Source organism: Pseudomonas izuensis, assembly GCF_009861505.1.
Classification (GTDB): Bacteria; Pseudomonadota; Gammaproteobacteria; order Pseudomonadales; family Pseudomonadaceae; genus Aquipseudomonas; species Aquipseudomonas izuensis.
Window position 1 is genome coordinate 62,454 of record NZ_WTFT01000017.1, and the last position, 14,557, is coordinate 77,010.

At 57.9% G+C, this 14,557-nt stretch carries 12 protein-coding genes and 1 tRNA gene; 5 read left to right on the plus strand and 8 right to left on the minus strand.

Annotated features, from left to right (window positions below; genetic code table 11):
• Positions 1–5: 5 nt before the first annotated feature.
• Positions 6–827, minus strand: coding sequence for a c-type cytochrome (locus tag GPL81_RS16795; RefSeq protein ID WP_160107643.1), 822 nt, complete (start codon positions 825–827; stop codon positions 6–8).
• Between the two features lie 603 nt (positions 828–1,430).
• Here GPL81_RS16795 and GPL81_RS16800 point away from each other — a divergent pair.
• From GPL81_RS16800 to GPL81_RS16810, 3 genes are all read left to right on the plus strand, one after another.
• A complete protein-coding gene (locus tag GPL81_RS16800) occupies positions 1,431–2,636 on the plus strand; it encodes an acetyl-CoA C-acetyltransferase (RefSeq protein WP_160107644.1) in 1,206 nt (401 codons plus the stop codon).
• 24 nt (positions 2,637–2,660) lie between these two features.
• Positions 2,661–4,805, plus strand: coding sequence for a 3-hydroxyacyl-CoA dehydrogenase NAD-binding domain-containing protein (locus GPL81_RS16805; RefSeq protein ID WP_160107645.1), 2,145 nt, complete (start codon positions 2,661–2,663; stop codon positions 4,803–4,805).
• 94 nt (positions 4,806–4,899) lie between these two features.
• Positions 4,900–5,628: an amidotransferase gene (locus GPL81_RS16810; RefSeq protein ID WP_160107646.1), complete on the plus strand. Its 729-nt coding sequence runs from the start codon at positions 4,900–4,902 to the stop codon at positions 5,626–5,628.
• Between the two features lie 103 nt (positions 5,629–5,731).
• On the opposite strand, the gene GPL81_RS16815 is transcribed toward GPL81_RS16810, so the two are convergent.
• The 3 genes from GPL81_RS16815 to GPL81_RS16825 form a co-directional block, all read right to left on the minus strand.
• The gene (locus tag GPL81_RS16815) at positions 5,732–6,703 is read right to left on the minus strand and encodes a magnesium and cobalt transport protein CorA (protein WP_160107647.1); all 972 of its coding nucleotides are present in this window, start codon (positions 6,701–6,703) and stop codon (positions 5,732–5,734) included.
• 143 nt (positions 6,704–6,846) lie between these two features.
• Complete coding sequence (locus tag GPL81_RS16820; protein ID WP_160107648.1) at positions 6,847–7,569, minus strand: lysophospholipid acyltransferase family protein; 723 nt, start codon at positions 7,567–7,569, stop codon at positions 6,847–6,849.
• A 214-nt stretch (positions 7,570–7,783) separates the two neighbouring features.
• Positions 7,784–8,473 carry a crotonase/enoyl-CoA hydratase family protein gene (locus GPL81_RS16825; protein ID WP_160107649.1) on the minus strand — a complete coding sequence of 230 codons (690 nt, stop codon included), beginning with the start codon at positions 8,471–8,473 and terminating at the stop codon, positions 7,784–7,786.
• 307 nt (positions 8,474–8,780) lie between these two features.
• Here GPL81_RS16825 and GPL81_RS16830 point away from each other — a divergent pair.
• Positions 8,781–8,870 (plus strand) — tRNA-Ser (locus GPL81_RS16830).
• Positions 8,871–8,979: 109 nt separating this feature from the next.
• Here GPL81_RS16830 and GPL81_RS16835 read toward each other — a convergent pair.
• From GPL81_RS16835 to phbB, 4 genes are all read right to left on the minus strand, one after another.
• On the minus strand, positions 8,980–9,246 hold the full coding sequence (locus tag GPL81_RS16835; RefSeq protein ID WP_096509741.1) for a hypothetical protein: 267 nt from the start codon (positions 9,244–9,246) through the stop codon (positions 8,980–8,982).
• Positions 9,247–9,305: 59 nt separating this feature from the next.
• A complete protein-coding gene (phaC, locus tag GPL81_RS16840) occupies positions 9,306–11,009 on the minus strand; it encodes a class I poly(R)-hydroxyalkanoic acid synthase (RefSeq protein WP_160107650.1) in 1,704 nt (567 codons plus the stop codon).
• Between the two features lie 160 nt (positions 11,010–11,169).
• On the minus strand, positions 11,170–12,348 hold the full coding sequence (locus GPL81_RS16845) for an acetyl-CoA C-acetyltransferase (RefSeq protein WP_160107651.1): 1,179 nt from the start codon (positions 12,346–12,348) through the stop codon (positions 11,170–11,172).
• Positions 12,349–12,411: 63 nt separating this feature from the next.
• Entirely contained in the window at positions 12,412–13,158 is a 747-nt protein-coding gene (gene phbB, locus GPL81_RS16850; protein WP_160107652.1) for an acetoacetyl-CoA reductase, read from the minus strand.
• A 272-nt stretch (positions 13,159–13,430) separates the two neighbouring features.
• Between phbB and GPL81_RS16855 the strand changes: the two genes are divergently transcribed.
• Positions 13,431–14,546, plus strand: coding sequence for an AraC family transcriptional regulator ligand-binding domain-containing protein (locus GPL81_RS16855; protein WP_160107732.1), 1,116 nt, complete (start codon positions 13,431–13,433; stop codon positions 14,544–14,546).
• Positions 14,547–14,557 lie beyond the last annotated feature (11 nt).

Sequence of the window (14,557 nt, forward strand, 5' to 3'; positions counted from 1 at the left end):
GGCAATCAGGGCTTAACCTTGCGCCCCACCATATGTTTCAAATACCCCACCAGCATCCCCAGATCCTCATCCGGCAGGACCTCGGTCGAGAACCCGGGCATTTTCGCCTGGGGCCACTGGCGCAAACCCTGTGGATCGCGGATGTAGCGCTTGAGGAAGTCCGCGCCGAAGTACTCGGTCGGGTTATAGGGAATATTCAGGTCCGGCCCGAACTGCGAATCCCCGGCACCGTTCAATCGATGGCACGCCAGGCAGTTTTTCTGAAACAGCGCAAAGCCCTTGTTGACCGGGTCGTCGGCCTTCAACGCAGGATCGGGCAGCAGGGCAGGGAAGCGCTCGGCCACCGGCGCCATGCTCTTGATGCTGGCGACTTCGAACGGCCATTGTTCCGGGCTGATGTTGCCCGCCCGCGGATCAGTCCAGACCAGGTAAAACGGCCCGGCACTGTGCTTGCCTTCTGACAGCGGTGGCCACGGGTTCGCCGGGTCTTCGATTGCCAGCCAGGCCCGCGCTCCCTTGGCATTGAGCAGGGGTGCCGCTGACAATTCCGCGGCAAAACCATCGAGTGCCACAGCTTGCAAATGATCGTCGGGCTTGACCCCCGTCAACAACGCCGCCAACGGAACAGCGCGGTAGCTCATGTCCCGTTTGTAGGAAACGTCATTGGGGATATTGATGGTCTGGACCAGCGGATGCTTGAGCAATTCCTCGGTCTGCCAGGTGCGACTGTCTGCGCCCAGCTCCAGATTGAGTTGTGCGGCGTACAGGGGCGTGCCGAGCAGCAAGGCCCCGAACAGAATGAGCGTTTTCAATTTATCGCCGTCCATGTCGTGGAAGTGCCACAAAGGTTGGCACAGCCACGCTGGCCCGGGTAGCGAGCCAGTCACATTTTTAACGTGGCGATGTAAAACTCTGGTGTCGTATTTTTTGAATACCGACTAGCCGATCACCTTGGTCAGGTTGGGCAAAATCAACAACAGCGTAGTAGCAAAGAGAATGAGACCTGCTTGACGGACTTTCGATTGTTTGAACATGGCTGACCGCCTTTTTTTTGTTATTTCCTGATGCTTGCCTGCATATATCCATGACGGCAAACGTTGCACTTCCTGTAGGACGAGCGCCTCGGCAAAACCCGACGACAACTTCGTATAACTTCACCTTAGAGCCCGCGTCACGCTTGTTTTAGATCCATTTAGTATGGTGATCTCACTCGATGCTATTAAAAAGGCATGAGGCCTATTGCCAGCTTCTTGGGCGGCCTTTTGCTAGACACCTGCGTGTCCTGAACCGGTTCACCGCATCGCTGATGACCGTCCGTCTGAGCGTGAGCGTCAATGCCGATGAGCGCTGCGGTCATTGAATCCATTGCGCCCCGGGCCAAGAGTGTGAGTTGTGTTTTCCACTCACCTGCACTGCGGTTCGAGGACGTCATGACCCAAGCTTTGATTTTCGATGCGTTACGTACGCCCCGTGGCAAAGGCAAGGCCGACGGCGCCTTGCACAGCGTCAAACCGGTAAATCTGGTGGCCGGGTTGCTCAGGGCGCTGCAAGAGCGGACTGCCCTCGACACCCGTCAGGTCGATGACGTGGTGCTCGGTTGCGTGACGCCCATCGGCGATCAAGGCTCCGACATCGCCAAGACCGCGGTCCAGGTAGCGGACTGGGATGTCAGCGTGTCTGGGGTGCAGATCAATCGTTTTTGCGCGTCAGGGCTGGAGGCGGTGAACCTTGGGGCGATGAAAGTCCGCTCGGGTTTCGAAGACCTGGTGGTGGTCGGCGGTGTCGAGTCCATGTCTCGCGTCCCCATGGGCAGCGACGGCGGTGCATGGGCCCTGGACCCGGAAACCAACCTGCATAGCCACTTCACTCCGCAAGGCGTCGGGGCCGACCTGATCGCCACGCTCGAAGGCTTCAGCCGTCACGACGTCGATGCCTACGCGTTGCATTCACAGCAGAAAGCCGCGCGGGCGCGTGCCGATGGATCGTTCAGCAAGTCGCTGGTGCCGGTGCAGGATCAGAACGGCATCATCCTGCTCGATCACGATGAGTTCATCCGGGCTGACTCGACGATGGAAGGCCTGGGCAAGCTAAAGCCGAGTTTCGAAATGATCGGGCAAATGGGCTTCGATGCCACCGCATTGCGGGTCTACAGCCATGTGGAGCGAATCAACCACGTTCACACTCCCGGCAACAGCTCCGGGATCGTCGACGGTGCCGCGCTAATGCTGATCGGTTCCGAAGCCAAGGGCCAGGCGCTGGGCTTGCGGCCGCGGGCGCGGATCGTCGCCACGGCGGTGACCAGCACCGATCCGACCATCATGCTCACCGGACCTGCACCGGCCACCCGCAAGGCGCTGGCCAAGGCCGGGCTGCGGGTTGAAGACATCGACCTGTTCGAGGTCAATGAGGCCTTTGCCTCGGTGGTGTTGAAGTTCATCAAGGACATGGCCGTCGACCCGGATAAGGTCAACGTCAACGGCGGATCCATTGCCATGGGGCACCCGCTGGGCGCCACCGGCTGCGCGATTCTCGGCACCCTGCTCGATGAACTGGAAATCCGGCGCCTGCGCTACGGCCTCGCGACCCTGTGTGTCGGTGGCGGCATGGGCATTGCCACCATCATCGAACGCCTCTGAGCCCCGTATCCAAGGAAACCTTTCATGACCCAAGCCATTCGTTACGAAAAAGGCCAGGACCGGATTGTCGTCCTGACCATCGACATGCCGGGCCAGAGCGCCAACACCATGAACGCGGTGTACCGCGACGCCATGGCCGACTGCGTGACCCGCCTGATTGCCGACCGGGACGCCATTGCCGGTGTCATCATCACTTCGGCCAAGAAAACCTTCTTTGCCGGCGGCGACCTCAATGAGTTGATCAAGGTCGGCAAACCGCAAGCCAAAGCCTTTTACGACATGGTGCTGAACCTCAAGGGGCAATTGCGCACCCTGGAAACCCTCGGCAAACCGGTGGTTGCGGCGATCAATGGCGCGGCGCTCGGCGGCGGTTGGGAAATCTGCCTGGCCTGCCATCACCGCGTGGCGCTGGACAACCCTTCGCTGCAACTCGGTTTGCCGGAAGTGACCCTCGGCTTGCTGCCAGGCGGCGGCGGGGTGGTGCGCATGGTGCGCATGCTCGGCCTGGAAAAAGCCCTGCCGTACCTGCTCGAAGGTAAAAAAGTACGACCGCAACAGGCGTTGCAGGCGGGGCTGATCGATGAACTGGCGGCGGATCAGGAGGAGCTGCTGGCGAAGGCCCGCGCCTGGATTATCGCCAACCCGACCGCCGTGCAGCGTTGGGATGTGAAGGGTTACCAAATTCCCGGTGGTACGCCGTCGAACCCCAAGGTTGCACAGATGCTGGCGATTGCGCCGTCGATCCTGCGCAGCAAAACCCAGGGTTGCCTGCCGGCCCCGGAGAAGATCCTCTGTGCCGCGGTGGAAGGTGCGCAAGTGGATTTCGACGCTGCACACCTGATTGAAACCCGCTACTTCACGGAGTTAACCACCGGTCAGATCTCGAAAAACCTGATCGGTACCTTCTGGTTCCAGCTCAACGAAATCAATGCCGGAGGCTCGCGGCCGCAGGGATTCGCTCCGCACCTCACCCGGAAAGTCGGCGTACTCGGCGCCGGAATGATGGGCGCGGGTATAGCGTTTGTCAGCGCGTCGGCCGGTATCGAGGTGGTGCTCAAGGACATCAGCCTGGCGGCTGCCGAGAAGGGCAAGGCACACTCGGCAGCGCTGCTGGACAAGAAAGTGGCGCGCGGTCAAATGAACAGCGGGCAGCGCGAAGCCGTTCTGGCACGCATTCATACCACCGAAAGCGACGCCGATCTGGCCGGTTGCGATCTGATCATCGAAGCCGTGTTCGAAGACCGTGAGCTGAAGGCCAAGGTCTCCCTGGCCGCGCAAAAAGTCGTCGGCGCGGATGCGGTGATCGCCTCGAACACGTCGACCCTGCCGATCAGCGGCCTGGCCTCGGCGGTGCCGGACCCGAGCAAGTTCATCGGTCTGCATTTCTTCAGTCCTGTGGACAAAATGCCCCTGGTGGAAATCATCAAGGGCAATCACACCAGCGATGAAACCCTGGCTCGCGGCTTCGATTTCGTCCTGCAAATCAAGAAAACCCCGATTGTGGTCAACGACAGCCGCGGCTTCTTCACCTCGCGGGTGTTCGGCACGTTTACCAATGAAGGCATCGCAATGCTGGGTGAAGGCGTCAGTGCGCCAATGATCGAGACCGAAGCGCGCAAGGCCGGCATGCCCATCGGGCCGCTGGCGATCTCCGACGAAGTGTCCCTCAGTCTCATGAGTCATATCCGCCAGCAAACCGCCAAAGACTTGCAGGCCGAAGGCAAACCGCTGGTCGAGCATCCGGCATTTGCCGTGATCGACTTGCTGCTCAACGAATACAAGCGCCCGGGCAAGGCGGCAGGCGGTGGTTTCTACGAGTATCCGGCGGGTGGCCAGAAACATCTGTGGCCTCAATTGAAAACCCGCTTTGAAAAGGCCGACGGGCAGATTTCGCCCAAGGACGTGCGCGATCGCCTGCTGTTCGTGCAAGCCATCGAAACCGTGCGCTGTGTGGAGGAGGGCGTACTGACCTCGACGGCGGACGCCAACGTCGGTTCGATTTTCGGCATCGGTTTCGCCGCCTGGACCGGCGGTGCGCTGCAGTTCATCAATCAATACGGGGTCAAGGACTTCGTCGCCCGCGCCCAGTACCTGGCCGGACAATATGGCGAGCGCTTCGCACCACCGGCATTGCTGCTGGAGAAAGCCGCCAAAGGGGAGACGTTTTAGGGATCGGTGACGCATCGCGGGGCTTGCCTTGTTACGGTGTTTCAAGGCAGGCTCTGGGGTGTGCATTATTCCCATCACGTGTCAGGTATTTTTTATGTCGTTACGCATCTGCATTCTCGAAACCGACAACCTGCGTCCGGAATTGGTCGACCAATATCAGGGCTACGGGCAGATGTTCAAGCGCCTGTTTTCGCAGCAACCCATTGCCGCTGAATTCACTATTTACAACGTGGTACAGGGTGACTATCCCAGCGATGACCTGACCTTTGATGCCTACCTGGTCACCGGCAGCAAGGCTGATTCCTTCGGCACCGACCCGTGGATCCAGACCCTCAAGGAATATCTGCTGACCCGCTACAAGCGTGGCGACAAACTGTTGGGCGTATGCTTTGGCCATCAGTTGCTGGCGCTGTTGCTCGGCGGCAAGAGCGAACGGGCGAGCCAGGGCTGGGGTGTCGGTACCCACAATTACAAACTCGCTGCCAAGGCACCGTGGATGAGCCCTGTGCGCGAAGAGCTGACCCTGCTGATCAGCCACCAGGACCAGGTGACCTCACTGCCGGAAAACGCCACGGTGATCGCTTCCAGCGATTTCTGCCCGTATGCCGCGTATCACATCAACGACCAGGTGCTGTGCTTCCAGGGGCATCCGGAGTTCATTCACGACTATTCCCGGGCCTTGCTGGAAATCCGTCAGCAAGCGCTGGGCGAGCAGGTGTATTCGAAGGGCATTGCGAGCCTGGAAAGTGAGCATCACGGCGCCACGGTGGCCGAGTGGATGATGCGGTTTGTGGCGCATAAGCCAGAATCGGTCAAAGGCTAAAAGCTTCGCGAGCAGGCTCGCTCCCACATTTGAAACTCGATCGATTGTGGGAGCGAGCCTGCTCGCGAATGAGGCGACTGGTTTTCACTGAAAGCACACAGCCCTACAGCCAGCCCGATTTCTTGAAGCTCGCCCACAAGGCCACACACCCAACCGTAATAAACCCCAGTACGGCGAAATAGCCGTAATGCCAGCTCAGCTCGGGCATGTTCTGGAAGTTCATCCCGTAAATCCCAGCTACCGCCGTCGGGAACGCCAGGATCGCCGCCCACGCAGCAAACTTGCGCTGAACCACACTCTGGCGTGACGCCTCCAGCAACACCCCGACTTCGATCGTCTGGCTGGCAATGTCCGCCAGGGTGGTCAGGTCTTCCATCTGCCGTGTAACGTGAATCTGCACATCGCGAAAGTACGGGCGCATGTTCTTGTCGATGAATGGAAAGCTCAGTCTTTGCAGCTCCTCGCCGATCTCCACCATCGGCGCTGCGTAACGGCGCAGGCGCAACACATCGCGGCGAAGGCTGTGCAGGTCCTGGATATCGCGTTCGTTCAGCGTGCCGCACAGGACGTTGCGTTCCAGCTCATCGATCTCGGCATGAATCGCTTCGCCCATCGGCTGGTAGTTTTCAATCACGAAGTCGAGGATGGCATAGAGTACGAAATCTTCTCCGTGCTCAAGCAGCAGTGGTCGCGCCTCACAACGCTGTCGGACATAGGCGTAGGACGCCGAGTGACCGTTGCGTGCGGTAATGATGTAACCCTTGCCGGCAAAGATATGGGTCTCGATGAACTTGAGTTTGCCTTCTTCCCGAATGGGGGAATACGTGACGATGAAGAGCGCATCGCCGAAGGTTTCCAGTTTCGGTCGACTGTGTTTTTCCAGGGCGTCTTCGATGGCCAGTTCGTGCAGGTTGAACTGGCGTTGCAGGTTGTACAGTTCCTCGGCGCTCGGCTCTTCAAGGCCGATCCAGACAAAATGCCCCGGCTTTGCAGCCCAGGACGCGCCTTCGTCGAGGGTGATATTGGTGACTCTCTTGCCAGCGCTGTAAACCGCAGCAGCAACAACTCTACCCATGATGGTGATTCACTTCTTATTAGCAGGCGTTCATTAGCAAAAAGTAGCGGGCGATACTCAGCTTAGCCTTGTCTGCTGCTGGAGCGTCAGTGAAATCTGCGCGGTTCTCAGGCAAAAGAAAACCCGCACCAGGCGGGTTTCATTCAAGCGGCTTGCAGTTGCCGGTCCATCGAGTCGATGCATTCGCGCATCTGTTCGCGGCACTGGGCAATCAACATGGGCATGTCGTCCAGACTCAAGCCGGCGGTAGGAATGGCCGGCAACGAGCGAATCAGAATTTTCCCACTGCGCCAGCGATTCAAACGCATGTGTTTGACGTAACTGCTGACACACACCGGCACGATCGGAACCCCGGCCGCGATGGCCATCTGGAAGGCGCCTTTCTTGAAGGGCAACAGCTCTTCGCCCAGATTGCGCGTGCCTTCCGGGAAGACCCAGATCGAGGTGTCTTCATTTTGCAGCGTGTGGGTGGTGGTCACCATCGACTGGCGTGCTTTCTGCGCATTGCCACGGTCGATCAGCACATTACCGGCCAGCCAGAACAACTGACCGAACAATGGCACCCATTTCAGACTCTTTTTACCGATGCATACGGTACGGCGGGGCACCACGTTACCGAATACAAACAGATCGTAGTTGGATTGGTGGTTGGCAATGATCACGCAACTGTCGGGTTTATCCATCAGCGGCCCGACATCGGCCTTCACCCGTAAACGCAAAATACACATCGCCGGCCACGCATAGAGACGCGCGCACAGACGACTGTTATCCGGATTGAACGGGCGGCACAGGCCAAGCATCACGCCCAGCACACCCGCGACAATAAAGTGCAGGCCCATCAATGACATACGTAAAACAAACAGCATTTTCAGGCCCCACCGGGACAAAAGGTGGCGCAGTGTACGGATGTGCACTGTTTTCGGCAATTGCCGCTAAAGAAGCGGGAGATAGCCGATGTTTAAGCACATGTTTCCGGCTGATGGGTGAGACGCGTTCTAGAGCGGTTTCTGGCTTTTCAACAGGATACGTACGAAAAAGCCCGACACGACGGTCGGGCTTTTCGTTGAGGCAGGTTGAGGCTTAACCCAAATGCTCCTGATCCAGAATGATCGCGTTATCCAGGGTGTCCAGCAGTGCCTTGCGGACTTTCAGCTTGGTGTTCTTGTGTGCGGTCATGTTGATCTTCTTCAACTGACGAGCCGCCGCCAATGCCGCGCCTTGCAGTTCTTCGGCCGACACTACCAGGTCAAGGAAGCCGGCATCCACCGCAGTCTGTGGATTGAACATTTCACCGTTGATCACCGAACGGTGGAATGCCGACTTGCGCAGTCGATCACGGGCCAGCTCGATACCGGCGTGGTGCATGGTCATGCCGATCTGCACTTCGTTCAGGCCGATGCTGAACGGGCCGTCGACACCGATGCGGTAGTCGGCTGACAGCAGCAGGAATGCACCCTTGGCCACCGCATGGCCTGGGCAGGCCACGATCACCGGGAACGGGTGTGACAACAGGCGACGGGCCAGCGTCGAGCCGGAAGTTACCAGCGCCACGGCTTCTTTAGGGCCGGACGTCATCACCTTCAAATCGTAACCGCCCGAGAGAATGCCGGGCTGACCGGTAATGATCACCACCGCACGATCAGCCACCGCCTGATCCAGCGCCGTGTTGAAGGCTGCAATCACATCCGGAGAAATGGCATTGACCTTGCCATTGCTCAGGGTCAGGGTCGCGATACCGTCTTCGAGATGGTAGGAAATCAACTCACTCATGACGCTATTCCTTTCAATAAAGTTGGGCAGAAGTTACCCACCGTCTCAGGCCAGGTAAAGCGCCATGACTGACCCGCCAGTCACCCTTTGCCCGCCCGCCAAGCGTAGCCCGCCCTGCCAGCGGCACATTGCCCTCTATATAGTTGTGTGTGCGAAGCCAGAGATTGGCCGGTTTGCCATTGCCTTGACCGGCTCGAAACGACTAATTGCGTTAAGCGCATGAAAATTCTGAAAAAATGTTTGCCATCAGAAAAGCTTTCGACTACATTAGCGCGCCTCGACAGACAGAACTTGTTTGAAGAGATACGGTGAAGTGTCCGAGTGGCTTAAGGAGCACGCCTGGAAAGTGTGTATACAGGAAACTGTATCGAGAGTTCGAATCTCTCCTTCACCGCCACATTTAAACGAAAAAGCCCCGATTATTCGGGGCTTTTTCGTTTCTGCGTTTCGGAAAAAAATCCAGTTCATACCTTGGACGGATCACCGGGAGTGATCCGCGAAAGTGCTTACTCTGGCATCGTCCAGGATTGTAGCGTGTAGCCTTCCTGGCTCAATTTGGCGCGCACCTCTTCCAGCAGGCTTTCCAGCTGCGCCGGGTCGGAATAGGCGCTGCTTGGTATCTGTTTGCGACAAATACGTGTGTTGGCCCGGTCGACGACAGTCAGGCTCAGTTCGCCATTACCGTCTTGCGGAGCCCAGGCGACGCATTGAAAAGGTTCGAGTGCGTGGCCGGCAATCAAAAGTGCTTCGTTGATGCGCAGCGGGGTGCTCATCGGTCGTCTCTCCTTGTACCCAACAAATGATGTGCCGAGCTCTGGCCCATAGCAGTCGTTCATTGTTTTACATACCTGCCTGGCGCCGGTTCCAGAGGCGGGAATTTGTCATTCCCTGTGTGTGCTACCGCGGGTTGGCGCTCGCCGGAGTGTCCCTCCAGCCAGTTGAACCAATCATTCCACCAGCTACCGGGTTGTTGCTCGGCATTCTTGAACCAGGTCTCCGGGTTTTTCGTGACCCGATTATTGGTCCAGTAATGGCGCTTCTGCTTGGTCGGTGGGTTGATGACGCCGGCGATATGCCCTGACGCACCCAATACAAAACGCTTGGCCCCGGAGAGCAGGTTGGTGCTGGCGTAGGCACTTTTCCAGGGCACGATGTGATCGTCATGGGTGGCGAGGATGTAAGCGGGAGCCTCAATTGCACGCAAATCCAGTTTGGCCCCGCAGCATTCCAGCTCGCCTGATTTCAAATCGTTTTGCAGATAGGTGTGGCGCAGGTACCAGCAGTACATCGGGCCCGGAAAGTTGGTGCTGTCGTTATTCCAGTACAGCAGATCAAGGGGGATCGGCTTTTGTCCCTTGAGGTATTTGTCGACGTTGTAGTTCCACCACAATTCGTTGGGGCGCAGCAGGGAGAAGGTATTGCCCATGTCCTCGCCACGAAACAGCCCGATAGGGCCATTCTTGCCGCCGATTGTGCGCTCGCGGTAGGCCACCAGCTCTTCGTCGACGAAGACGTCGATGGCGCCGGTATCGAGGTAATCAAGGAACGTGGTGAGCAGGCTCACGCTGGCAATCTCTCTGTCGCCACGTGCAGCCAGTACGGCCAGTGCAGTGCTCAACAGGGTGCCGCCGATGCAGAAACCCACGCAATTGAGTCGCTGCTGGCCACTGATCTCGCGGGTCACTTGCAGGGCATTGATCACCCCGTGCTCAATCATGTCATCCCAGGTGGTGCCAGCGTGTTCCTGGTCAAAGTTGCGCCAAGATATCAGGAATACGGGATGTCCCTTTTCCAGCAGGTGACGGACCATCGAGTTGTCCGGACGCAGATCAAGGATGTAGTACTTGTTGATCGAAGGCGGTACGACGAATACCGGGTGCCGGTACTGGGTTTCGCTTTGCGGATAGTACTGAATCAGCTGGAACAGATGATTCTCGAAGACGACTTCGCCAGGGGTGTTGGCCAGATCGACGCCAACCTTGAAGGCGTCTTTATCACACTGACGCATTTTGCCTTCGTTCATGTCGCTGGCCAGATGCTGCATGCCCGTGAGCAGGCTGGCACCCTGAGTCTCAACCACACGCTGCAGCGCGTCAGGGTTACTGACCAGAAAATTGCTTGGCGCACTGACGGCAATGGCTTGCTCGACCAGATAGCGCAGGCGTTGGCGCGGTTTCTTTTCGTTGATCAGCAGTTTGTCGAGCAGTTTCAGGAGAAAGCTGGAGTTGAGCAGGTAAAACGCAGCGAGGGAGCCGAACAGTGGGTCGCTCCAGTTGCCGCTGGCAAAGCGTCGATCATCGAAGCTGAAGGGTTGGCCGGTCAGCAATTTTTGGCCGAGTTGACCCCATTGAACCTGGTAGTCCATTTGAAGGCTATCCAGGGTTTCGCGAGGCAGGTCGAACCAGGCACCGTGCTCATGCCCGGAAAACCAGGGATTGGTGCTGACCCACAGGCGCAATTGTTGCACTGCATAGGACGCGATGAACGGAACCTGGCCTGACCAATAGGTGGTGAATGTATGCGCGTTATTGTCCATAAAGTTCCTTGCCCCTACCGATGAGCCGGGCAGAAAAAAGCCGCGCTGTGCCGGACTCCGGCATTGCGACGGCAGAAATGCGGGCTGCATTGTTTGACGCCAATCTGATGCGCGGAGCAAGGCTCGCAGGTCCGCGCATTGGCGATTCAGATGCCGTTGGTTAGCGCTCGATAGCCAGGCCTACGCCTTGTCCACCACCGATGCACAACGTAGCCAGCGCCTTCTTTCCATCGCGACGGACCAGTTCGTGCACCAGCGACACCAGAATCCGTGCCCCCGACGCGCCGATCGGATGACCAAGGGCGATTGCACCGCCGTTGACGTTGACTTTGCTGGTGTCCCAACCCATCTCTTTGCCAACCGCCAGCGCCTGGGCGGCGAAGGCTTCATTGGCTTCGATCAGGTCGAGGTCCTCGACGCTCCAGCCGGCTTTTTGCAGGGTCAGGCGTGTAGCCGGGACCGGGCCGATGCCCATGATTGACGGGTCCACACCGGCGCTGGCATAGGCTTTGATCCGTGCCAGTACTGGAAGGCCCAGCGCTTGTGCTTTAGCAGCGCTGGCCAGCAACAGCACGGCCGCACCATCGTTGAGGGTCGACGCGTTGCCGGCGGTCACGCTGCCGTCTTTCTGGAATGCAGGCTTGAGTTTCGCCAAGGCTTGCGCAGTGCTGTCGATACGCGGTTGTTCATCGGTGTCGAAGACCAGTGGTTCGCCCTTGCGCTGAGGAATCAGGATCGGGGTGATTTCGCTCTGGAAACGCCCGCCTTCAATGGCGGCGGCGGCCTTCTGTTGCGAGGCGGCAGCAAAGGCATCCTGTGCTTCACGAGAAATCTCGTACTTCTGCGCCAGATTCTCGGCGGTGATACCCATGTGGTAGTCGTTGAAGGCGTCCCACAGGCCATCCTGGATCATGCTGTCTTGCAGCTGCGCATGGCCCATGCGCAGGCCGGTACGTGCCTTGGGCAGAACATAAGGGGCCAGGCTCATGTTTTCCTGACCGCCAGCGATCACCAGTTCCGCGTCGCCGCAACGGATTGCCTGGACGGCGAGATGGATCGCCTTGAGGCCGGAGCCGCAGACCTTGTTCAAGGTCAGGGCAGGTGTGGTGTTTGGCAAGCCAGCCTTGATCGCTGTCTGGCGTGCCGGGTTTTGTCCAGCGCCGGCAGTGAGTACCTGGCCCAGGATCACTTCATCAATCTGAGCAGCATCGAGACCCGTCTGCTCCAGCAAGTTGCGAATCACTGCGGCACCCAGCTCGGTCGCGGGAATTGCAGACAAGGAACCCTGGAAACTGCCAATGGCGGTACGAGTAGCGGCAACGATTACGACTTCGTTCATGCGTGACCTCATGGAAAGACAAAATTCGTCGAGCAAACCAGGGCATTGCTGCCCTGATCAGGGTTATTGCATGTTCATGCCGCCGTTCAAGGAGAAGTCGGCACCGGTGCTGTAGGCGGACTCATCGGAAGCCAGCCACGCCACGATTGAGGCGATCTCTTCGGGTTGGCCAAGGCGACCCACCGGTATGCCCGCGATCATGCCTTCGAGAATGTCCGGGCGAATGGCCGCGGTCATGGAGGTTTCGATATAGCCTGGGGAAACGGTATTGACGGTCACGCCCTTGCCGGAAACTTCCCGGGCCAGTGCCATGGTGAAACCATGGATGCCAGCCTTGGCGGCGGAGTAGTTGGTCTGACCGAACTGGCCACGCTGACCGTTGATCGAGGAGATATTGATGATCCGCCCCCAACCCTTGGCCAACATGCCTTCAATGACCTGCTTGGTGGTGTTGAACAGGCCCGTCAGGTTGGTCCCGATCACACTGTTCCAGTCTTCCGGGGTGAGCTTGCGAAAAGAGGCGTCGCGAGTGATGCCGGCGTTGTTGACCAGCACATCGATCGGGCCGAATTGTTCACGCGCCATCTCGAAAGCCTTGCGGGTCGTCTCCCAATCGGTGACGTCGCCATAGATGAACTCGAACTCATAACCCGCCTCGCGCTGGCTGGCAGCCCAGTCGTTCTTGCGGCTGGAATCAGAGCTGCAGCCGACGATTACCTTGAATCCTTCCTTGTATAGACGTTGGCTGATTGCCGTACCGATACCGCCCATACCACCCGTTACCAAAGCAATACGACTACGCGATTCCATACATCTACTCCATTTTTTTTGCGCTGCAGGAGAGAAGATTGTTCGATATCGACGGGGCGTGCGGAAGTGTTTGAAGGTGACGATTTCCTGTCCATCGGTGCCACGCGGCTATTCTGGCCTGATGGCAAAAAAATGAAGAACTACCCTGCTGGGATCAATTTCTGAAACTCCATGGATAGTTAATATTTGTGAAACATTATTGAAATATGTTCAACGCATGTCAGTATCGGCTCCGGACAGGACGTTCGGTTCCACAGGTCAATGAGGACGCCATGTATAGAATGAGTTCAGGTTATGCCAGCGTGCTGGCGAATACGTTTTTGGCCCAAGGACTGGACGTTGCCCGTCTGTGCGAGGAGGCGGGGCTGGATATCAGGTTTGTGAATGAACCGGGGGCATTCTGCGACAGAAGTATTATCTATCGTCTTTGGGATCTGGCTGCTCAGGCTTCGGATGACCCGAACATCGGTTTGAAAGCCTACGGGAATTTCCATCCCAGCAGTTTTCAGATCGTGGGTTACACGATGATGTCCAGTTCGAACCTGAAAAGGGCACTTGAGCGTCTGGTTCGTTTCAGCCCGTTGATCGGTACCGGATTCAGCCTTTTCCTTGTCCGGGAGCAGCAGCATTACCGACTGGCCAGCCTCGATCATCAGCAATCTGGCTCGGTCAAACCCCGGCAATATACGGATGCAGGCTTGTCTTCGCTGCTGGGGTTCTGCCATTGGCTGGCAGGTGGCAAGTCACCGCAACCTTTGAGTGTGGAGTTCACGTATCCCGAACCCGAAGACACGTCGGAGCATCAGCGGCTTTTTGGCTGTCCGCTGAAATTTGGCTCGGCGTATGACAGCATCTTGTTCGATGGCCAGGAGCTTCTGAGTCCTTTGAGCATGGCCAACGAGGCGTTGGCCACCCTCCATGACAGTTTTGCCGTGGCTCAATTGGACCTGTTGTCCGGTTGCTCTATCGTTGGCAGGATTCGCGGGCTGATTACCGAACGCTTGAGCCAGGGGCAATGCGATATGGAGTCGATTGCGGCGGCACTGAACATCAGCAAGCGAACGCTTCAACGAGGCCTTGAGAAGGACGGCACGCAATTCAAGGACGTCCTGAACGATGTGCGCCGCCAGATGGCTGACTTCTATTTGCGCCATTCTCATTTCAACTTGAAGCATGTGACATGCCTGCTCGGCTTCCATGATCACAGCAGCTTCCATAAGGCATGCATCCGTTGGTTCGGTATGACCCCCGGCCAGTATCGAACCGACGAGTTGTCGCCTGTGGTCGAAGAAGTCACGCCGGTCCGACCCATGAACCCCGTCGGCCTGTACAGGGATCAAAAGGTCGCAGGCTTCGCCAACGTCTACGCCGAACGGATACACCGCTAATCCCTTGTGAA